At 70.6% G+C, this 20,643-nt stretch carries 16 protein-coding genes; 7 read left to right on the forward strand and 9 right to left on the reverse strand.

Features of this window, described 5'->3' with window-relative positions; all coding sequences use genetic code 11:
• Positions 1-21: 21 nt before the first annotated feature.
• The gene (locus ACFO5K_RS14465) at positions 22-1,491 is read right to left on the reverse strand and encodes a phytoene desaturase family protein (RefSeq protein WP_378561765.1); all 1,470 of its coding nucleotides are present in this window, start codon (positions 1,489-1,491) and stop codon (positions 22-24) included.
• A 218-nt stretch (positions 1,492-1,709) separates the two neighbouring features.
• Here ACFO5K_RS14465 and ACFO5K_RS14470 point away from each other — a divergent pair, with 218 nt between their 5' ends.
• Both ACFO5K_RS14470 and ACFO5K_RS14475 read left to right on the forward strand, forming a co-directional pair.
• Positions 1,710-3,263, forward strand: coding sequence for a sensor histidine kinase (locus ACFO5K_RS14470; RefSeq protein ID WP_378561768.1), 1,554 nt, complete (start codon positions 1,710-1,712; stop codon positions 3,261-3,263).
• Positions 3,260-3,958, forward strand: a complete 699-nt coding sequence (locus ACFO5K_RS14475) for a response regulator (RefSeq protein WP_378561771.1) — start codon at positions 3,260-3,262, stop codon at positions 3,956-3,958. The genes ACFO5K_RS14470 and ACFO5K_RS14475 overlap by 4 nt, the downstream gene beginning before the upstream one ends.
• An 80-nt stretch (positions 3,959-4,038) precedes the next feature.
• On the opposite strand, the gene ACFO5K_RS14480 is transcribed toward ACFO5K_RS14475, so the two are convergent.
• From ACFO5K_RS14480 to ACFO5K_RS14490, 3 genes are all read right to left on the reverse strand, one after another.
• Positions 4,039-5,367 (reverse strand): cytochrome P450, encoded by a 1,329-nt coding sequence (locus ACFO5K_RS14480; protein WP_378561774.1) that lies wholly within the window; start codon positions 5,365-5,367, stop codon positions 4,039-4,041.
• A gap of 113 nt (positions 5,368-5,480) precedes the next feature.
• Positions 5,481-6,194 (reverse strand): TIGR03089 family protein, encoded by a 714-nt coding sequence (locus ACFO5K_RS14485; protein ID WP_378561777.1) that lies wholly within the window; start codon positions 6,192-6,194, stop codon positions 5,481-5,483.
• A 3-nt stretch (positions 6,195-6,197) separates the two neighbouring features.
• Complete coding sequence (locus tag ACFO5K_RS14490) at positions 6,198-7,655, reverse strand: LCP family protein (protein ID WP_449289683.1); 1,458 nt, start codon at positions 7,653-7,655, stop codon at positions 6,198-6,200.
• 151 nt (positions 7,656-7,806) lie between these two features.
• On the opposite strand from ACFO5K_RS14490, the gene rfbD reads away from it, so the two are divergent.
• The 3 genes from rfbD to ACFO5K_RS14505 are packed head-to-tail and all read left to right on the forward strand — an operon-like array spanning position 7,807 to position 10,684.
• Positions 7,807-8,664, forward strand: a complete 858-nt coding sequence (gene rfbD, locus ACFO5K_RS14495) for a dTDP-4-dehydrorhamnose reductase (RefSeq protein ID WP_378561779.1) — start codon at positions 7,807-7,809, stop codon at positions 8,662-8,664.
• Between the two features lie 11 nt (positions 8,665-8,675).
• A complete protein-coding gene (locus tag ACFO5K_RS14500) occupies positions 8,676-9,593 on the forward strand; it encodes a glycosyltransferase family 2 protein (RefSeq protein ID WP_378561782.1) in 918 nt (305 codons plus the stop codon).
• Positions 9,594-9,604: 11 nt separating this feature from the next.
• Positions 9,605-10,684, forward strand: a complete 1,080-nt coding sequence (locus tag ACFO5K_RS14505; protein WP_378561785.1) for a sugar phosphate nucleotidyltransferase — start codon at positions 9,605-9,607, stop codon at positions 10,682-10,684.
• 57 nt (positions 10,685-10,741) lie between these two features.
• Here ACFO5K_RS14505 and ACFO5K_RS14510 read toward each other — a convergent pair whose 3' ends face one another.
• The 5 genes from ACFO5K_RS14510 to ACFO5K_RS14530 all read right to left on the reverse strand — a co-directional run bounded on the left by ACFO5K_RS14510 (position 10,742) and on the right by ACFO5K_RS14530 (position 16,078).
• Entirely contained in the window at positions 10,742-12,334 is a 1,593-nt protein-coding gene (locus ACFO5K_RS14510) for a carboxylesterase/lipase family protein (protein WP_378561788.1), read from the reverse strand.
• A 118-nt stretch (positions 12,335-12,452) separates the two neighbouring features.
• Entirely contained in the window at positions 12,453-12,728 is a 276-nt protein-coding gene (locus ACFO5K_RS14515; RefSeq protein WP_378561790.1) for a SelT/SelW/SelH family protein, read from the reverse strand.
• Positions 12,729-12,747: 19 nt separating this feature from the next.
• Complete coding sequence (locus ACFO5K_RS14520; protein WP_378561793.1) at positions 12,748-13,137, reverse strand: YchJ family protein; 390 nt, start codon at positions 13,135-13,137, stop codon at positions 12,748-12,750.
• Between the two features lie 63 nt (positions 13,138-13,200).
• Complete coding sequence (locus ACFO5K_RS14525) at positions 13,201-13,575, reverse strand: hypothetical protein (protein ID WP_378561796.1); 375 nt, start codon at positions 13,573-13,575, stop codon at positions 13,201-13,203.
• 61 nt (positions 13,576-13,636) lie between these two features.
• Complete coding sequence (locus tag ACFO5K_RS14530; protein ID WP_378561799.1) at positions 13,637-16,078, reverse strand: AAA family ATPase; 2,442 nt, start codon at positions 16,076-16,078, stop codon at positions 13,637-13,639.
• Positions 16,079-16,497: 419 nt separating this feature from the next.
• Here ACFO5K_RS14530 and ACFO5K_RS14535 point away from each other — a divergent pair, with 419 nt between their 5' ends.
• Positions 16,498-19,527 (forward strand): SWIM zinc finger family protein, encoded by a 3,030-nt coding sequence (locus tag ACFO5K_RS14535; RefSeq protein ID WP_378561802.1) that lies wholly within the window; start codon positions 16,498-16,500, stop codon positions 19,525-19,527.
• Positions 19,524-20,624: an ATP-binding protein gene (locus ACFO5K_RS14540; protein ID WP_378561805.1), complete on the forward strand. Its 1,101-nt coding sequence runs from the start codon at positions 19,524-19,526 to the stop codon at positions 20,622-20,624. The genes ACFO5K_RS14535 and ACFO5K_RS14540 overlap by 4 nt, the downstream gene beginning before the upstream one ends.
• The last annotated feature ends 19 nt before the right edge of the window (positions 20,625-20,643 follow it).

Genomic DNA, 20,643 nt, shown 5'->3' on the forward strand with positions numbered 1-20,643 from the left:
AGTCGATCGTAGGGCGCAGAGTCAGCGGTAGGCCGGTTGGCTGCCGCGCAGCAGGTCCAAGGGATCGGTGACGATACCGAACCGGGTGCGCAACATGTGCCGGGCCGCGTGCAGACCGCACATGCCGTGCACGCCCGGTCCCGGCGGGGTCGACGAGGAACACAGATAGGTGCCCGGGATGGGTGTCGAGTACGGGTTCCAGCGAGCCAGCGGGCGGAACGCGGTCTGGCGCAACGACATCGCCCCGGCCGAGATGTCGCCGCCGACGTAGTTGGCGTTGTGGTCGGGCATGAAGGCGGCGGGAGTGACGTGTTGTGCCAGGATGAGATCCCGGAAACCGGGGGCGAAGCGTTCGACCTGGGCGATCACCGATTCGCTGATGTCGCGGTCGGAGCCGTTGGGCACGTGCGCGTAGGTGTAGAAGGTGTGCTGGCCCGCCGGGGCGCGGGTGCCGTCCACGACGCCGGGCTGAATGGCCAGCAGGTACGGGCGTTCGGCGAACTCACCCGCCGCGACGCGCCGTTCACCCTCCCACGCCTCCTGACGCGAACCCACCAGGTGCAGAGTGCCCGCCAGTTCACAGCCCGGCGCCGCCCACGGCACCGGACCCGACAGCGCGAAGTCGACTTTGCAGGCCGCCCCGCCGTACCGGAACCGGCCCAGGCGCCTGCGGTAACGCTCGGGCAAGCGGTCACCGGCGATCCGCAGGAATTCGGCGGGTGAGGTGTCGAACAGGACGGCCCGCGCGGTGGCGAGTTCGGCGAAATCGTCCACGCGGTGACCGGTGACCACCTCCCCGCCGAGCCGTTCGAGCTCGGCGATCAACGCGTTCGGGATGGCCTGGCTGCCGCCACGCGGGATCACCCAGCCGCCCGCGTGGGCCAGGGTGCCCAGCAGCAGCGCCGCGCCGACCGCGGGCAGCGCGCGCGGCTGGGTGATGGCGTGAGCGGCCACTCCGGTGAGCATGGCCGGTGCGGCCGCACCGTGAAAACGGGTGTTCCACAACGGCGAGCCCTGCTCGAGCAGGCGCAGCCCGAACCGGACCGCGGTCGGCACCCGCAGCGGGGGCACGCGCATGTCCGACATGGCCAGCTCGACCACCTCCTCGGAATGCTCGACCAGCGGGCCGAACAGATCGCGCCAGGCCGGGCCGTCGCGGCCGAGGTCGGCGACCGTGGACTCGAGATTGCGCCACGCCAGTCCGGCGGTGCCACCGTCGAGCGGATGGGCGTAGGAGATGGTGGGTGTGAGGAGTTCGACACCGTGCGCGGCCAGGTCGAAGGCACGGAACAACGGCGCGGCCAGCGCCATCGGATGCGCGCCCGCGCACACGTCGTGGTGGAATCCGGGCAGCGTCAGTTCCGCGGTGCGGGAACCGCCGCCCGGCTGCTCCTGCGCCTCGAGCACCCGCACCGACAACCCGGCGCGGGCCGCGATCACCGCCGCGGCAAGCCCGTTCGGCCCCGACCCGACCACTACGACTTCCGCCATCGCCGTCCTTCCCCTCGTGCCGACCAACTGCCTCCAACCTACGCGGAACGGCCCGGTCCGCCGGTGCGCGCCGCCCGCACAACTGGGGGCGGGCCACCCGACCACGGTGTCGGTGCGAACGGCGATAATCATCGCTGAGTACAGCCAGTGGGTATGGTCGCGTTTCCGCGGTGCGGTGGTTGTAGTGCACGAGGTTCAGTTCTAGGTCGGAGGGCAAGATGCGACGAGGAAGCCTGTCGCTCGCCGCACAGGCCTTCGTCTGGCAGCTGGTGGTGCTGGCGCTGATGATCGGCACCGGCGCGGTGCTGGCGGTGCTCGATGCCCGGCGCGATCACGATGTGGCCACCGAGCTGCAGGTCCGCGACGTGGCGGTGTCGGTGGCGCGAGCGCCCTCGACGTTGGCGGCGGTGTACTCGCCCTACCCCAGCGGGCTGCTGCAGCCGACCACCGAACGCATCCGGGCCGATACCGGCATGGACTTCATCGTGGTGATGGCCCCCGACCGCACCCGCTACACCCACACCAACCCCGAACGGATCGGCAAACCGTTCACCGGCAACATCGACCTCGCGCTCGCCGGCCAGACCTTCACCGAGACCTTCACCGGATCCCTCGGCCCGTCGATCCGCGCGGTCACCCCGGTCTACGACGGCGGACGGGTGGTCGCGCTGGTCTCGGCCGGGGTCACCCGGGCCAGGATCGGCAACCAGGTCGCCTCACAGCTGCCGGTGATCCTGGGGGTCAGCGCGGCGGGTCTGGCACTGGCCGGGTTCTCCTCGTTCCTGCTCAGCCGCAGGCTGCGCAGGCAGACCCACGGCCTGGCGCCGGAGGAACTGCGCGTGCTCTACGAACACCACGACGCCGTGCTGCACTCGGTACACGAGGGCCTGGTGGTCTTCGGCGCGGGCCCCGGACCGGCGGAGGTCGTCAACGATCAGGCCCGCACCCTGCTCGACCTGCCCGAGGGCCCGGTACACCGCAGCGACCTACCGCTCTCACTGCGGCAGATGACCTGGGGCGTGGTGCGCGACGAAACACACGTGACCACCGACCGGGTGCTGCTGGTCAATCAGGACGTGGTGAGCTGGGACGGCAAGGCCATCGGCACGGTGCTCACCATCCGTGACCACACCGAACTGCGCGCGGTGCTCGGCGAACTCGACTCGGTGCGCGGTTTCGCCGAGTCGCTGCACGCGCAGGCACACGAAGCGGCGAACCGGCTGCACACCGTGATCACCCTGGTGGAACTGGGCCGCTCCGAGGAGGCCGTCGCCTTCGCCACCGACGAACTACAGCTCTCACAGGTACTGATCGACCGGATGCTGGCCGCGGTGGGCGACCCGGCGCTGGCCGCGCTCCTGCTCGGCAAGGTCGATCAGGCCGCCGAGCGCGGAGTGAGCCTGGCGATCAGCGCGGACACCGCGCTGGACTCCACCGACCCGCTCTCACCGCAGGAGGCCGTCACCCTGGTCGGCAACCTGGTCGACAACGCCATCGATGCCGCGGCGGGCACCGCCGACAAGTCCGTGGAGGTGTCGGTGGGGCACCGCGAACAACACCTGTGGGTGCGGGTGGCCGACAGCGGCCCCGGCATGTCGGCCGAGATGTTCGCCCGCGCCGCCGAACGTGGCTACTCCACCAAGTCCGACCACGCCGGTCTCGGCCTGGCGCTCGTGCACCGCCTCGTCGATCGGCACGGCGGTGCCATCACCACCACGGCCGCACCACACAGCGCGGTCGTCGTCCGTATTCCGTTGAGGGAGAAATCATGATCCGCGTCCTGATCGTCGAGGACGAGCCGTTGATCGCCCAGGCTCACCGGGCCTACCTCGAACGGCTCGACGGATTCGCCACCGGCGGCGTCGCCCACACCGGCCACGACGCTGTGACGATGGCCGCCACCGCCATCGCCGAGGGCCGCCCGTTCCATCTGGTGCTGATGGACATCGCGCTGCCCGATATCAGCGGCCTCGAGGTCGCCGCGGCGCTCAACGGGTTGCAACCGCGCCCCGATGTCATCGCGATCACCTCCGCGCGTGAGCTCACCATGGTGCGCAACGCGGTGGCCCACGGGGTGGTGCTGTATCTGCTCAAGCCGTTCACCTTCGCGGCGTTCCGCGAGAAGCTGGAGCGCTACCGTGATTTCGACAGCGCGCTACCCGCCGGTGAGGCGGCGTTGTCGCAGTACGACATCGACCGCGCGCTGGGGACGCTGCGCACCGCCGATCAGCGCGCGGGCGCGCCCAAGGGCGTCGTGCAGCACACCCTAGAGGAGGTGTCACGGGCGGTGCGCGCGACCGAAACCGGGATCACCGCCACCGATGCCGCGGCGGCGGTCGGCGTTTCCCGGATCACCGCCTGGCGCTACCTGGAGAAGCTCGCCGACGACGGCTTGGCCGAGCGGCGCGCCGACTACGGGCGGGCCGGGCGCCCGAAGACCCGGTACCGCTGGCGGGTCGGCACCTAGGTTCGGGCGGGCGATTCAGGCAGGCGGTTCGGGCCGGCGATTCAGGCAGGCAATTCAGGCAGGCGATTCAGGCCGGCGATTCAGGCGGGCCGGGTGAGGCCGACCATTCCCTCGGGCGCCCCGATTCGCGCGACCGGACCCAGGTCGACGGGCATGTGCTCGAAACCGTGCAGGGTGAACAGGTTCCGGCGCACCGGTGTGCCGCGTAATCGCAGGTCCGGGTACCTGGTGTAGAGCGCGTGCAGGGCATGCACCGCTTCCATCCTGGCCAGGCTCGCACCGAGGCAGGCGTGCACACCGGTACTGAAGGACAGGTGGTCCTTGGCATTGGGCCGATCGATGTCGAAACGGTCCGGCTGGGCGAACACCGCCGGATCACGGTTGGCGCCGGCCAGCGACAAGATCACCGTGGTGCCTGCCCGGATCGTGACCCCGTCGACCACGACGTCTTCGAGCGCCTGCCGGGCGGTGGTCTGTACGGGCGGGTCGAAGCGCAGTGTTTCCTCCACCACGTCGGGCCAGCGTTCGGGATCGTCCTGGGCGCGGGCGAGCTGGTCCGGGTGGGCCGACAGCGCCGCGACCGCGTTGCCGATCAGGTTGACCGTGGTCTCGAAGCCCGCGCCCATCAGCAGCGCGGCCCCGGCCTGCAGCTCGCGCATGTTCAGTTCGCCCGAGCGCACCAGGCTGGACAGGATGTCCTCGCCCGGCTCCCGGTGCAACCTGGCGATGTGGTCGGCCAGGTGATCGTCCATCGTCTCGATCGCGGCCATCGCGTGCCGGTAGGACCGCCAGGAGGTACCGATGTCGAGCAGCGGGGTGACCCGGTCGCCCCAGCTGAGGAACCGTTCGCGGTCTTCGGGTGGGAAACCCAGCATCTCGGCGATGATCGCGATGGGCACCCGGGCCGCGAAATCGGTGATCAGGTCGACAGATCCGTGCGCGGGCATCGCGTCGAGCAGTTCTGTGGTGACCACTTTCACCCGGTCGCGCAACCGGGCGATGGCACGCGGGGTGAAGGCCGAGGCCACCGGTTTGCGCATTCTTGTGTGCTCGGGCGGGTCCAGGACCAGCATCGACGGTGGTTGTACCGGGTTGGGCGGCAAGGTGACCCGTTCGGCGAGCTTGCGCAGCGGCGCGGGCAGGTCCTGGCCGAGCGCGGGCCGCACCCCGAACCGGCTGTCGCGCAGGATCGCGCGCACCTGCGCGTGCTCGAACGCGGCCAGGGACAGCGGTGTGCGGCGCAGACCACCCGGCCCACGCAGCTCCTCGATCAGCGGGTAGGGATCGTGCAGGCCTCGCTCGCCGCTGAGCAGCGTGGCGAACGGGTCGCCGCGGCGCGCCTGCCAGGACAGCACCGCCCGTGGCATACCGTGCTCAGCCGCCCACCGAATCCAGTACCGCGCGTTCATGCCCGCCCCTTACTGCCGTGCCGAAGGATTACTTCCACAGTACGGACGGGGTGTGACACACAACACGTGCCCGGGGCGGACGGGCACCTATACCACGGTAGGAGACGAGCGGCTCAGCGCCGCACGGTGACCCGTTCGGCGCTGACCCGGCGCTCGGCGGCGGCGGGATCGGGATTGACCACCTGGACCAGCGACGCACCGGCGTAGAGCACCGCGATGTAGCCGTCGATCACTTCGGTCACGGTCTCCCACGGCGTCGTCGACAGCACCCGGTCGCCGGCCGAGATGTCCTGCAACGCCGCCGACTTCTTCGCCGCGGCGAGCACGTCGCCGACCGAGAGACCGTCGAGGGCCGCGCGGAAGCCGCCGGGCAGGAACTGGTCGCCGTGCACGCGCACCGCGGTGGCGAAGTCGGTGACACCCACCGGCAGGTCGCGCACGGGGGTGCCCATCGCGTCGAGCGAGAGCACCGCCACCTCCTCGACACCGTCGGCGTCGTCGAGCCGGTCCGGCGTGACCAGGGCCAGGTCGGCGTCCGGGTCCGGGGTGAGCACCACTTCGGTGCCCGCCCACCAGCATCCGAGCAGCACCGCGGCGGTCTGCCAGTGCGCGGGCAACAGCACCGCGACCCGGGCGCCGGGGCTGAGCGCGAACTCGTCGCGCAGCAGGTTGGCGGTCTTGGCGGCCCAGTTGGCCAGCGTCAGCCCGGACAGTTCGATCCGGGCGCCGGTGGCGTCGTCGTACCAGGTGACCCGCGGCCCTGCGGGGTCGCGTTCGAGGATGGGGTCGAGGAGGGCATCGGTCAGTGTGGAATTCGGCTCACGCATGGGTCAATTCACGCATTTCGGTCCGTTCTGGCCTGCGTCGATCGGCGGGGCGGGCGGTATCGGTGTCGCGGTCGCCGAGGATGTTCCGTCGAGATCGAACATGCCTGCCGCGGCCGAGCCGGGACCAGAGTAGTCGCTCGCCAGCACCACGCTCACCGTATCCGCCGACAGCGACGTATCGGCGACCACGGTGAGGCCACCGAGCGCCTCGGCCACCGCGGCAGCCTTGGGGTCGGAGGTGTCGGCGGCCAGTACCCGGCTCGAGGTCACACTCGCTCCGGTGTAGTTCCCCACCAGGCCCTCGCGGAAACCTTCGCCGGTCAGCGCCGTGCTCACCCGGCCGGCCAGCCCGGCGGTGCCGCCGGCGTTGAGCACGCTCACCGTCACCGTCGACGGGTCCACCTCCGGCTCGGCCGGCTCCTCGGCCCGTTGCTCGCCGACCAGCCCGGCGATGTAGTCCCGCACCGCCTCGGGCTCCACCCGCACCACGGATTCACCGTCGGAGGTCATGCTGTTGAGGTCGGCCACGGGAATGGTCTCGAAGGCCACCTCACCACCGGACAGGTCCTTCAGCTGCTGCAAGAACCCCAGCACGTCCCAGCCGTCGTCGAGCACCACGGTGCGGCCGACGGCCTCGCTGATCTCGCTGAGCTTGCCCGGGTTGGCCAGGATCTTGGCGTCGAGCAACTGGCCGACCAGTTGAGCCATGAACACCTGCTGGCGCACGATGCGATCGATGTCACCGCGGGGCAGGTCGTGGCGCTGACGCACGAAGCTCAGCGCCTGCTTGCCGTCGAGGCGCTGGCGGCCGGCGGGGAACTGCGCGCCCGACATCCATTCGTCCACCGCGTTGTTCAGGCACACTTCCACCCCGCCCACCGCGTCGGTGAGCAGCACGAAACCGAGCAGGCTCACCTCGGCGTAGTGATCGACGGTGATACCGGTGAGATCGGCCACCGATTTGATCAGCGCCTGCCTGCCCGCCTTGGTGGCATCGCGTTCGGCATCGGACTCGGACTCACCCTGCTCGAGCAGTTCGGCGCGTTCGGTCTCCTTGGTCGCGCCGTAGGCGGAGTTGATCTTGGCTTTGCCCTGGCCGCCGATGTCGACGTAGGAGTCGCGCGGGATCGAGATGGCGGTGGCGGACCGGCCGTCGTTGGGGACGCGGACGAGCACGACGGTGTCGGTGTTGGTGCCCACCTCGTCGCCGGCGTGCAGCATCTCGCGTTCGGCGGTGGTCAGCGGATTGCCGTGGGCATCGGTGCGGCTATCGATGCCCACCAGCAGGATGTCGACGGCGCCGTCGCGGCCACCACCGAGGCCGAGGCCGCCGATACGGTCGATATTGGCGATCAGATTGTCGACACTGCGCCAGGCGAATCCGGTGATGGCCAGGATCAGGACCGCCGAGATCGCCACGATCAGCTTGGCCGTGCCGACGCTACCCACGGGCGTGGACACCGTTGGCGGTCTAGTCGACTCTCGCACTCGCGCATCCTCTCGACGAACTCGGCGCCGCACCTCCCCCGGCAAACCCACCAGCACGCAGGCTAACCAACAGTTACCACAGTCGAGCCCAACCTCAGGTGCCTCGGCGTGCCAGACTGGCCGCGTGAACGCCGATTTCCTCGCCCCCGCTCGCTTGATCGTAACCGGAGCGCACGGGCTGCTGGGGCGAGAAATCCTGCGCCTGGCACCGCAGGCGCACGGGCTGGGCCGCGCCGACCTCGACATCACCGATCGCGGCGCCGTCGACGCCGTCCTGAGCCCGGGCACGGTGGTACTGAACTGTGCCGCCTACACCGCCGTCGACGCCGCCGAGACCGACCGCGACGCCGCGTTCGCCGCCAATGCCACCGGACCGGCCGTGCTCGCCGCCGCATGTGCCGCGGCCGGCGCCCGGTTGATCCACCTCTCCACCGACTACGTGTTCCCCGGCACCGCCCGCGCACCCTACGAACCGGACGCCCCCACCGGACCGGCCACCGTCTACGGACAATCGAAACTGGCCGGTGAGCAGGCTGTACGCGAACTCGATCCGAGCGCGCAGGTGGTGCGCACCGCATGGGTGTACGGCGGTGCCGACGGGGATTTCGTGGCGACCATGCGCAGGCTCGAACGCGAACGTGACACCGTCACCGTCGTCGACGATCAGCTCGGCTCGCCCACCAGCGCCGCCGACCTGGCCGCCGGCCTGCTCGAACTCACCACCCGGCCCGGCGCGCCCCGGGTGCTGCACGCCACCAACGCGGGCACCGCCACCTGGTACGACCTGGCCGTCGCCGTGTTCACCGAGCTGGGCGCCGACCCGGCGCGCGTGCTGCCCTGCGATTCCAGTGCCTTTCCCAGACCCGCACCGCGCCCGGCATATTCGGTGTTGTCACCGCGGGCGTGGAACGAGGCGGGGCTCACCCCGTTGCGTTCCTGGCGATCCGCACTCACCGACACACTGCGCCGGTTGTCCGACTAGGCTCCGCAGTCGTGAACGCAGCCGATTCTCCTGCCCCAGCCGGCCTCGCCGTCGTCACGGTGACCTATTCACCGGGCGAGCACCTCGAGCACTTCATCACCACCCTCGCCGACGCCACCAGCGAGAAGCCGCAGGTGATCCTGGCCGACAACGGGTCCACCGACGGCGTGCCCGAACTGGTGGCCGAGGCCAACTCCCATGTACGGCTGCTGCGCACCGGCGGCAACATCGGCTACGGCGGCGCGATCAACCGCGCCGTGGCCGAGATCGACCCGTCGATCGAGTTCGTGATCCTGGCCAACCCGGACATCCGCTGGGGTGTGGATTCCATCGACAAGCTGCTCGCCGCCGCCAAGCGCTGGCCGCGCGCCGGCGCGTTCGGACCGATGGTGCGTGAGCCCGACGGCAGCGTCTACCCGTCCGCGCGCAGCGTCCCCGGCCTGGCCGATGGCGCCGGGCACGCGATCCTGGGCACGATCTGGCCGAAGAATCCCTGGTCGGTGCGTTATCGGCAGGAGAACGAAGAGATCTCCGAGCGGGTGGTCGGCTGGCTGTCGGGCTCGTGCCTGCTGGTGCGCCGCGCCGCGTTCGACACCATCGACGGGTTCGACTCGCGCTACTTCATGTACATGGAGGACGTCGACTTCGGCGACCGCATGGGCAAGGCGGGCTGGCACAACATCTTCGTCCCGACCGCCGAGGTCACCCATGCCAAGGGCCACGCCGCGGGCAAGCACCCCGAGCTGATGCTGCCCGCCCACCACGCCAGCGCCTACCGCTTCCAGGCCGACCGGCATCCGCACTGGTGGCAGGCGCCGCTGCGGGGTGCGTTGCGGGCCGGACTTGCGGTCCGCTCCCGGATTGCGGTTCGATCAGCGCTGCGTGAGCAAGCGCGAACCAGCCCGCAGGGGCCGGTCCACCTCGACTAGGGGAAACACAGATGTCAGGCAATCCAGGCACCGACGCGGTGATCCTCGTCGGCGGACAGGGCACGCGGCTGCGTCCGCTCACCCTCTCGGCGCCCAAGCCGATGCTGCCGACGGCCGGACTGCCGTTCCTGACCCACCTGCTGGCCCGCATCGCCGAGGCCGGGATCACCCACGTGGTGCTGGGCACCTCGTTCAAGGCCGAGGTGTTCGAAGAGCACTTCGGTGACGGTTCGGATCTGGGTCTGGAACTCGAGTACGTCACCGAGACCGAGCCCATGGGCACCGGTGGCGGCATCCGCAACGTGCTGCCCAAGCTGCGCGCCGACAACGTGATGGTGTTCAACGGTGACGTGCTCGGCGGAACCGACCTGGGTGCGATCCTCGACACCCACGAGTCGTCCAACGCCGATGTGACGCTGCACCTGGTGCGGGTGGGCGATCCGCGCGCCTTCGGTTGCGTGCCGACCGACGACGACGGCCGGGTCACCGCATTTCTGGAGAAGACCCAGGATCCGCCGACCGATCAGATCAACGCGGGCTGCTACGTGTTCCGCCGCGAGTACATCGAGAAGATCCCGACCGGTCGCCCGGTGTCGGTGGAGCGCGAGGTCTTCCCCGCGCTGCTGGCCGAAGGGGCGCGGGTACAGGGCCACGTCGATGCCTCGTACTGGCGCGACATGGGTACCCCCGAGGACTTCGTGCGCGGCTCGGCGGACCTGGTGCGCGGAATCGCCCCCTCCCCCGCGCTGCCGGGTCAGCGTGGTGAGTCGCTGGTGCATCCCGGTGCCGGGGTGGCGCCGGGCGCGCTGCTGATCGGCGGCACCGTGGTCGGGCGGGGCGCCGAGATCGGCGCGGGTGCGCGACTCGACGGTGCGGTGATCTTCGACGGCGCGGTCGTCGAGGCGGGTGCGACCGTGGAACGGTCGATCGTCGGTTTCGGCGCCCGGATCGGTCCGCGCGCGCTGGTGCGTGACGGTGTGATCGGCGACGGCGCCCATGTCGGCGCACGCTGTGAACTGCTGCGTGGCGCGCGGGTGTGGCCGGGAGTCGTGATTCCCGACGGCGGTATCCGCTTCTCCACCGACGTGTGAACCACCGGCGCCGGGCCCTCGCCGATCACGCGGTGACGGCCCGGCGTCGTCGTCTCCTCAGCTGAAACCGACGGCCTGATCACCCCAGGCGGTGTGCAGGTCGGCGTCGGGGTTGTCGACCACGCGGTCGACGGCGTCGATCAGCAGCGTGGTCCGGTCGGCGGGCCGGTAGTGCGGCCAGTGTTTGGACCCGTCCAGCGCCGCGGGCACCCCGTGGGTGGCGAAGGCGATCCACCGCCGCTGCATCCGGCCCGAGACCGCGAGCGAAGCCTTGCGCCCACCGAGCCAGAAGGTCGGATCATGGTTCAAGGTGCCGAAATTTCCGAAGACATAAGGTAATTCGGTGGCGTGGCCCGCTCCGACGCGGGCCGCCTTCAACATCGGTGTCGCATAGTCGAAGCGGTACATCCAGGTCGGCGAGTGCTGCGCGTGCCCCTCGGCCACCCAGGCGGCCGGCATCCGGAACGCCGCGTCGGTCGACATGGCCAGGGCGCCACGGACTTTGGTGAGATCGCGGTAGGCGGAGGTGATCTCGGCGATCCGTTCGTGCGACATCTCCGGGTGCGAGGCGGCCACATCGTTGAGCATCGCGTTCACCGCGTCGGGAGTCACCGGCATGATCGGCGACTTCAGTACCCGGAACAGCGACGCCTCGTCCCGGTTGGTGCCGATCAGCAACGGCACCTGGTGCGAAAGCCCCTGCTGGAAACGGTGAATCGGGTATTCCGGCAGCAGGTCACCGTCCACCACCGGTGCCGCGGCCAATCGGCCCGGTTCCCTGGTCGGCACCTCGTCGAGCAGGACGGCGCCGATCTCGACGAGTTGTTCGACCGGCAGTTCCAGCAGCTGATCCGCCTGGCCCGGAGCAAGTTCGAGCAGTTCGAGATAGCGCTGCGCGACGACCGCGGCGCGCTCCTGACCGAATACCGTGGTGGCGGGCGGACTCTGGGCGATCGCCTTGTGGAACAACCCCGCCGCGGCCGGCGAGGTGAGCAGCGCGGTGACACAGCCGGCGCCCGAGGACTCACCGAACACCGTCACATTGGCGGGGTCGCCCCCGAAGGCGGCGATGTTGTCGCGCACCCAGGCCAGCGCGGCCAGCTGATCGCGCAGGCCGAGGTTGGCGGTGAACTGGTCGCCGAAGCTGGACAGGTCGAGGAAACCGAGCACGCCGAGCCGGTAGTTCACCGTCACCACCACCACGTCACCCGCTTCGGCGAGCTTGCGGCCGTCGTAGATGGTTTGCGCGGCGGTGCCGAGGCAGTAGGCGCCGCCGTGCAACCAGACCATCACCGGGCGCGGTTCGTCGTCACTTCCCGGTGTCGATGGATGAACCGGCTGCGGCGACCAGACGTTGACCCACAGGCAGTCCTCACCCATCTGCAGATCCGAGTCGACGGGCACCATCGCGCCCATCGCCTGCGGCGCGATGTCGCCGAAAACGGCGCAGTCACGCACTCCGCCCCAGGGTTGCGGTGGTCGCGGCGGGGCGAACCGGGTGGCTCCGGTGGGAGCGGCGGCGTAGGGGATGCTGCGCCAGACGGCGACCGAACCGTCCCAGATCCCGCTGACCGTGCCGTATTCGGTGTGTGCCAGCGGCTCGGTTCGGTCACTGCGTGCCGCTGGGTCGAGATCGGGCTGAATGCTCATCGCACACCTCCTGGCCGGGCGACCTCACCTGGTGACTCCCTACGAGCGTACTTCGGTGACGCATCACCACGCCGGGGACGCACTGTTCTCGCAGGTAACAGTTACTTACGGGTAGCTTTCAGTTGCGACGGTCGACATGGCCGAGGTCACGCTCGGGCGCGATCCGGTCGCGGACCCGCTGCTTGAGCACAGCGATGTCGGGGAACCCGCCGTCGGCTCGGCGCTCCCACAACTGGTCGCCGTCGAGGGTGATGCGGAAGACACCGCCCTGGCCGGGGACCAGCGCGACCTCCGTGAGTTCGGTGTCGAAGGTGCTCAACAGTTCCTGGGCCATCCAGCTCGCGCGCAGCAGCCAGCGGCATTGGGTGCAGTATTCGATCGCGATGCGGGGCACGCAGAGCAGTATCGCTGGTTCAGGCCGCGAAGGTGCCGTCGAGGTAGACCCAGGCGCCCTCGACGCGCACGAAGGTGCTCACCTCGTGCATCGTGTCGCGCGTGCCGTCGAGCCGGTAATGAGCGATGAATTCGACGATGCCGTTGTCGTCGAACGGGCCGCCACGTTCGGCGCGCACGATCTCGAGGAACAGCCAGCGCTGCTCGGGCTCCAGTTCCAGCGCGGGCGGGCGGGTATCCGGATGCCAGGAGCGCAACAGGTAGTCGGTGTCACCGACGACGTAGGCGGTGTAGCGCGAACGCATGAGAGTTTCGGCGGTCGGTGCGGGGCGCGTACCGGCCAGGATCGGCCCGCAGCAGGCGTCGAACTGTTCGCCGCGGCGGCACGGACACGGCTTCGCTTCACCCATGTGCTCATCCTGCCCGGTCATCGGTGCGGCAGCCAACCGGACGGGTGGGCCGCCCGCCATGGGTCAGTGGAGCGGCTGATGCGCCAAGGGCACCAGTTCGAGCGCGCGCCAGAGCTCGGCCGTCTGCTCACGCCAGCGGCTCAGGTCGGTGACGCTGGGGGCCATCTCGTAATCGAGGTGATGCGCGGCACGCGACAACGCCGCCCACAGTGCCCCGACCCGGCCCGCCGTTTCCGGACCCGCGTAAACCCGCAACGCCAGCAGTTGCGCCCGCATCGGGCAGCGCATGAGCTCGGGGGCGATCTGGGCCCACAGTTCGTCGACCGCCTGTTCCAGCGCGAGCCGCAGGATCCATGCCACCGCACGCGACCACACCCCACCGGCATCGGAGACCGAGCCGTCGAGCAGTTGTTCGGCCGCCGCGAGCCGGTCGGCCACCGTGGGGCGCGGGGTGAACCTCGGGCGCGGTCTGCGGCGGTTCACGGCGGCGTCGGACCGGTCATGCCCGCACCCCGGCCGGCTCGTGGGCCCGCAGCCACGTGATGAATCGTTCGGTGTCACTGATCAATTCGCGCATGGGACGGTCGATGGGGACGTGCGCGCCCGCGGTGGCGTCGCGCAGCACACCGACGAGCCAGCGGCCACCGACGGCGCTCAGGTGCTTGTTGAGGTCGTCGACGCGGGCGCCGGGGCCCATCAGGGCCAGCGTGATCATGGCGCGCGTGGTGTGCGCGTTGCGGACGCGGCGTTCCACTTCGCCGTGCGCCAGGCCGGTGGCGAGCAGTTCGCGGCGGGCTTTGGCCAGACCGGCCGCCTCGATGGCCGAACGGCAGCAGGTGGCGACCAGTTCGTCGGCGATGGCCGGTGGCAGCTGCGGTGTGCGCAGCAGGGAGCGGGCGTCGTCGAGGTAGCGGCGCACCGGGTCACCGGTCACCCGCAGCTCCACCACGGAACGTTCCCGGCGCTGCACCTCGAGCACCGTGGCGTCGAGTTGCATGCGGCGCACCGCTTCGGCCAACCGCTCGTCGTGGGTGAACACGATCACCTGCCGGGTCGAGGCCACTTCGGCGAGCACCCGGGCCAGCCCGTCGACTTTGGCGGGATCCATCGCCTGCACGGGATCATCGATCATCACGAACCGGAACGGGCTGTGCTCCACAGTGGCCCGCGGCAGGAACAGCGACAATCCGAGCGCGTGCAACTCACCCTGGCTCATCACACCCAGCGCGGCGCCGTCCACCTCGTCGACGGTGACATCGAGCAGCACCCGCCGCGCCGTGCCCGCACTGCCCTGTAACCGGATCGCACCGAGTTCCACATTGCTCTGCTGCCGCAAGGTGCTCCACACCCAGCGTGCCGTGGTCTCGAGCGGCCGCATCCGCTCACCCCGGATCCGCGCCGTGGCCGACTTGAGCCAGTCGGCCGCCCGGCGTACCACCCGCAACTCGGCCGCATCGGCGGCGACCGCGCGGGCGGGGTCCAGCCAGGCGAGCACGCGCGGCACCAGAGGCGACCACACAGCGTCGAGACGAGCCAGCTCGGCGCGGGTATCACGTTGCAGGGCTGCGAGTTCGGCGCTGACGGCGGTGTGGGCGGTACGCAGCCGGTCCGGCAGGTGCGCGTCGTAGTCGGCCACGCCCAGTGCGGCCCACTCCGACCAGAGCCGTGCCACCTTCTCCCGACCTCCGCTCAGCGGGTCACCCTGTGCGGGAACGGTTGTCGGCTCGCCGAATTCAGTGGGTGGGGCGGTGGGCAGCGTGCGTGCCCGCGCCAGGGCGGCGTCGAATTCGGCGCGGGCCGCGCGCAGGGCCGACAGTTCGGCGCTGCGGCGGGCGATCTCGGTGTCGGTGTCGGCGAGCCAGTCCGCGTCGAGGCCGCCGCGACCGCAGAGCGGACAGGGGCAGGTGCCGGCGGCCACCACGTGTTCTCTTGCACGGGTGAGCAACTCGAGAATCCGCAGGTCGGATTCGGCGTCGGCGGTGGCGTGGCGATCCAGGTCGGTCGCGGCGGCTACGAGCCGGTCGACTGCGGCAGCGACTCGGGCCGCGTCGGGCAATCGCAGGCGCAGGACGGCACGTAGACCTTCGGGACTTTCCACGCCGAGTACCGACCCCTGCACCGCCGCGGCCACCGCGTCGAGATCGGGTTCGGGCGCCTGCAGCAATTCGGCGACACGGCGAGCGCGCTCGTCGTCGACCGCGGCGAGTTCGGCCAGCAGATCGGCGTGGTCGTGGCGTGAGAGTTTCACGGCGCGTTCGAGTTCGAGCTTGCGCGTGCGGATCAGCTCGGCGGCGGCGGCGAGCTGGTCGAGGCCGAGCAGACGGTGCAGGGCGTCGAACAGGTCGCTCGGTTTTCCGTCGACGAGGGCGCCGAGTTCGCTGTAGGACAGGAACGGGCGGTACAGGTCAAGGCGCTGTCGCGTGGTGCGCGGGTCGAGGACGGTCGGCGGTGCGGTGCCGCGCTGCTCGGTCCACTGCGCGTCGGCCAGTTCGGCGCCGGCCGCCCAGTGGGTGGCGACGGTCAGTTCCGGATCCGGGCCCGTGGTGAGCAGCTCCACCTCGATCCGGGCGAGGTCCGGTTCGTGCAGGTTACGCCAGCCTTCGCGCCACGCGGACGTCCTGCCGTCCCAGCGCCGGTTACCGCCGGTCAACGCGAACTCGGCGGCCTCGGCGAAGCTGGACTTGCCGCTGCCGTTACGGCCGACGACCAGCGTCAGACCCGGCCCGGGGTTCAGGCGCAGCGTGGCCGTCGGACCGATGCCACGGAATCCGTGCACGGTGATCGCCCGCAGGAACACACCCGTGTCGCCGGAGTCGGTGGTGTCGGCCGCACTGCCGACCTCGGTGAGCGCGGCGAGCACATACTCGGCGACCCGCTGCTCCACAGCGGGGTCGGCGTCGAGCTCGCGCGCGACCACCTCGGCGATCTGTTCCGAGCACACCGGCGACACCCCCTTCACGCCCCCGCGCAACGCAGGCGGCCGGGTTTCCGGCCGACGAGATATTGCGTGCGACGCTACCCGATCGCCGTGCGTTCGCCCAGGGGATGCGCTGGGCCCCAGCGAATCTGCCCGCGGGAGTGGAATGGCCATCGTGACGCCGCGACCGACCCTCGATGTCCACCCCTCGCCCACCCCGGCGGGCAGCTCGATGAGGTGCTCACACCCGCGATACGCTGCGTTGAGCAGCGCGGGTGGTCCGGGCGAGCCGAACAGGTCAGAATGCCAGACATCACCGTTCGCGGCAAGCCCCGGAGCGCGAATTTTCCACAGCGGCAGCATTTTCCAGGCGCTTCGGCGCAGCGGCGCCAGTTGTCGGTGGGCTCCGGTAGATATTTCGGCGACAGAGAACGGGGGAACCGATGACCGACCGACCCGCACCGTGGACCGAAGACCAGGTTCGCGCGCTGGCGCCCGATGCGAGCTCACTGGCTGCCGCGCGCAAGCTGGCGAGTCGCTGGCGCGACACCGGAGCCACCGTGTCGGCGGTGTGGGGACTGTGCCAGGGCAGCGGGTCCAAGCCGTATCAAACGATCGTCGACCTGGCCGGCCCCGCTTTCAAGTGTTCGTGTCCGAGCCGGAAATTTCCGTGCAAGCACGCCTTGTCGCTACTGCTGGCCTGGTCGGGCGCGGCGGTGCCGCAGCGGGACGCGCCCGCTGATTTCGCAGCCGAGTGGCTGGCCGGACGAGCCACCAAGGCCACAGCCGCGCCGAAGGCGAAGGGGGCCGCGTCGGCCGCCACTGCCGAACAGCGGCGCGGCCGGGTGGCTGCGGGGCTCGCCGAACTGGAGACCTGGCTGACCGACCAGGTCCGTACCGGGCTCGCCCAGACCGACCGCTCGTTCGCCGCCTACGAGGCGATCGCGGCCCGCATGGTCGACGCGCAGGCCCCCCGCGTCGCCGAGGCGCTGCGCAGGCTCCCCGCGGCCGTGGTGACCACCGAGCACTGGCCCGAACTGCTGCTGCGTGAGTACGCCCGCCTGCATCTGCTGGCGGCGGCCCATCGTCGGCTCGACGCCCTGCCCGAGTCGCTGCGAGCGGGCATCCGAACCCATATCGGCTACCCGATGCCGGCCGAGACGGTGCTGAACGAGCCCGCCGTACGGGACCGCTGGCTCGTACTCGGGATGCGGGTGAGCGAGGAGGAACGGTTGCACACCCGCCGCACGTGGCTGCGCGGCCGCCGCAACGGCCGGTGGGCGCTACTGATCGAACACCGTTTCGGGTCACCGGATTTCAGTGGTGAGGTGCCCCCGCCCGGCAGCGAGGTGGACGCCGACCTGCACTACTACCCCGGCCCCGCCCCGCTGCGCGCGCAATGGGGCACTCGCCACGACGCCCTCGAACCGTTCACGACCGTGCCCACCGTCGGTGGCAGCACGATCGGCGATGCCCTGGATGCCTATTCGGGCGCACTGGGCGATGACCCGTGGCTGCGTTCGTGGCCGGCGCTGCTGGCCGGGGTGGTACCGGTGTGCGACGAGCAGCGCTGGCAACTCGCCGACGCCGAGGGCACCGCGCTGCCACTGCCGGCCGGGGTGCGCCCGTGGCGGTTGATCGCGGTGTCGGGTGGTCATCCGGTGACGGTGCTCGGCGAATGGCGGGCCGACGGCTTCGACCCGGTGTCGGTGTTCAGCTCGGGTGAGGTGATCGACCTCGAGACGGAGTTTCCCACCCACGGTGTGGCGACTCCCGAACTCGCGGACCTGGTGTCGGTCGCGCTGCTCGGTACCGCCCGTCGCGGTGTGGACAGCGTCCACCTGGCTTCCGCCGTCGCGACGGCGGTACCGCAGCGCCCCGGCGAAGCCGCCACCCGTCTGCTCGACACCGCTGCCCTCCAGGATCTGTACCTGCGCGGCGGTCGGCTACCCGGCACCGCCGCCAAACCGGTGCCCGCGCCCGACGATCCACGTCCGCTGCTCCCTCGTCGCGCCGCCGACCGCCTGAGCCACCTGCTGGCGAGCAAGTCGCCCTTCCTGCCCGAATGGTTCGGCGCCGCAGCGGATGCGGACTTCCGTTTGCCCGCCGTGTTGTGCGTACAAGCCCTTTCCGCCGCCTCCGACGCGAGCCTGCGCCCGTTCCTGCTGCGCATGGCCGGAGGTCGGGGTCGTTGGCTCGCCGCACGCAATCCCGACTGGACGAAGTTGGTGGACGAGTTCCCTGTCGACCCGAGCGCAACGCCCCCGGCGACGGCGGCCGAGCCGCTACCCCGACCATCGGCGGTGGCCGCCGGCCCGGGCGGCGGCGCGACCGGCGACCGCGCGCCCGGACAGGGCCGTGGTGCCGATGGAGCCGTGCCGGTTGATCGTGGGGCCGAACCTGCCGATCCGCAGCCCGGCGCGGCCGACGTCGCCGGGCAGGATGTGTGGATGTTCGGCACCGCCGGCGAACGCAAGGATTGGTTCGGGCGGTTGCGCCGAGTCGACCCGGCGGCGGCGCTCGGGGTCTTGACCACGGCGTGGCCGAAGGAGTCCGGTCCGATCAAGGCCGAACTGCTGGCGATGCTGGGCGAGGGGTTGAACGCGGCGGACGAACCGCTGCTCGAGCAGGCACTCGACGACCGGCGCGGGGATGTGCGGCGCACGGCGGCCGGCTTGCTGACCAGGCTCCCCGGGTCGGGCTACGGGCAGCGGATGGCCGCGCTGCTCTCGGCTTGGGTCCGGGTGGGAGCCGCGGGCGAGCTCGAGGTCGAAGTGCCCGCCGAGGTCGGCGCGCCTGCCCGCCGCGACGGCATCACCGACAGCACCGATCAGCCGAAGCTGCGCTGGGACACCGTCGATGCCTCGGTGCAGACCCTGCACCAGGTGATCGCCGCCGCACCACTGTCGACCTGGTCGAGCATCATCGGCACCGCCGCCACCGGCACCGCGGCAGCCGCGCTCGCGATGCCGCTGCCTGCCCGTTATGCCAGGGCGATCGTCGACGGCTGGGTCGATGCCACCCTCACCGAACGTGACACCGCGTGGGCGCGGGAGCTGTTCGCCCACGCGACACCGACCGAACAGGCCGTGCTGCGCAGACGCGAACTGTTCACCCTGCTCGCCGGCGCCGACCGCATCGCACACGTGCTGGACCTCGACGCCCACCAGCTCACCGAACTGCACGCGATCCTGCCCGGCCTCGAACACCCCTGGCCCGAACCGGTGGCCGCACACGTACTGCGGCTGCTCGGCGCGCGAGCGCGCACCACCGCCCGGCAGTCGCAGGCCAACGCCGGGGTCTACACCGATCGGGCACTGCTCACCGCGGCGGGTGTCCACCTGCCCGTCGAGCTGGCCGGGCGCGTCACCGCACTGGCCGACACCACCGAAGATCCCGCCTGGCAACAGGCATTCCACCGACTCGCCCACGATCTCACCGATCGCGCCACCATGCTCGAGGAGCTGCGATGACCACCACCGAACCCGCCACCACCATCCTGCGTCCGCACGCCGAACAAGCCTTCGCCGACGAACTGGTCGCGCTGACCCGCGTCGATGACCGGCCGCGCCCGCCGTCGTGGCAGTTGTCGCCGTGGGCGGTTGTGACCTACGTGCTCGGTGGCACTCTCGACGACGGCACCGTGATCACGCCCAAATACGTGGGCCCCCGCAGGCTGATGGAAGTCGCCGTCGCCACGCTGGCCACCGACCGCGCCCTGCTGCTGCTCGGTGTGCCGGGTACCGCGAAAACCTGGGTTTCGGAACATCTTTGCGCCGCCATCAGTGGCCGCTCGACCCTGCTGGTGCAGGGCACCTCCGGTACCGCCGAGGAAGCGATCCGCTACGGCTGGAACTACGCGCGCCTGCTCGCCGAGGGGCCCAGCGATGCCGCGTTGGTCGCGTCCCCGGTGATGACCGCCATGCGCACCGGCACGATCGCCAGGATCGAGGAGCTCACCCGCATTCCGTCCGACGTGCAGGACGCGCTGATCACCATCCTTTCGGAGAAGACGCTGCCGGTTCCCGAGCTCGGGGCGGAAGTGCAGGCCGCCAAGGGTTTCAATGTGATCGCCACCGCCAACGACCGCGATCGCGGTGTCAACGACCTGTCCTCGGCGTTGCGCCGCCGGTTCAACACTGTTGTGCTGCCGCTGCCCGCCGATGAGGATTCCGAGGTCGCCATCGTGAGCCGCCGGGTCGAACAGCTCGGTGCCGCACTGGAACTGCCCGCTGTTCCCGCCGCCGCCGAGGAGGTGCGCCGGGTGGTGCGGGTGTTCCGCGAACTGCGCTCCGGTATCACCGCCGACGGCCGCACCAAACTCAAATCCCCCTCGGGCGCCCTGTCCACCGCCGAGGCCATCTCGGTGATCACCAACGGTCTCGCCCTGTCGGCGCACTTCGGCGACGGCGTGCTGCGCGCCTCCGACATCGCCGGCGCCGTCCTCGGCTCGGTGATCAAGGACCCGGTCGCCGACTCCGTCGTCTGGACCGAATACCTCGAGGCCGTCGTCCGCGAACGCCCCGACTGGGCCGACTTCTACCGCGCCTGCCGCGAAATCTCCGGCTGACACCCAGCCGACGGGGACC

The organism is Nocardia halotolerans (assembly GCF_042650145.1).
GTDB lineage: Bacteria > Actinomycetota > Actinomycetes > Mycobacteriales > Mycobacteriaceae > Nocardia > Nocardia halotolerans.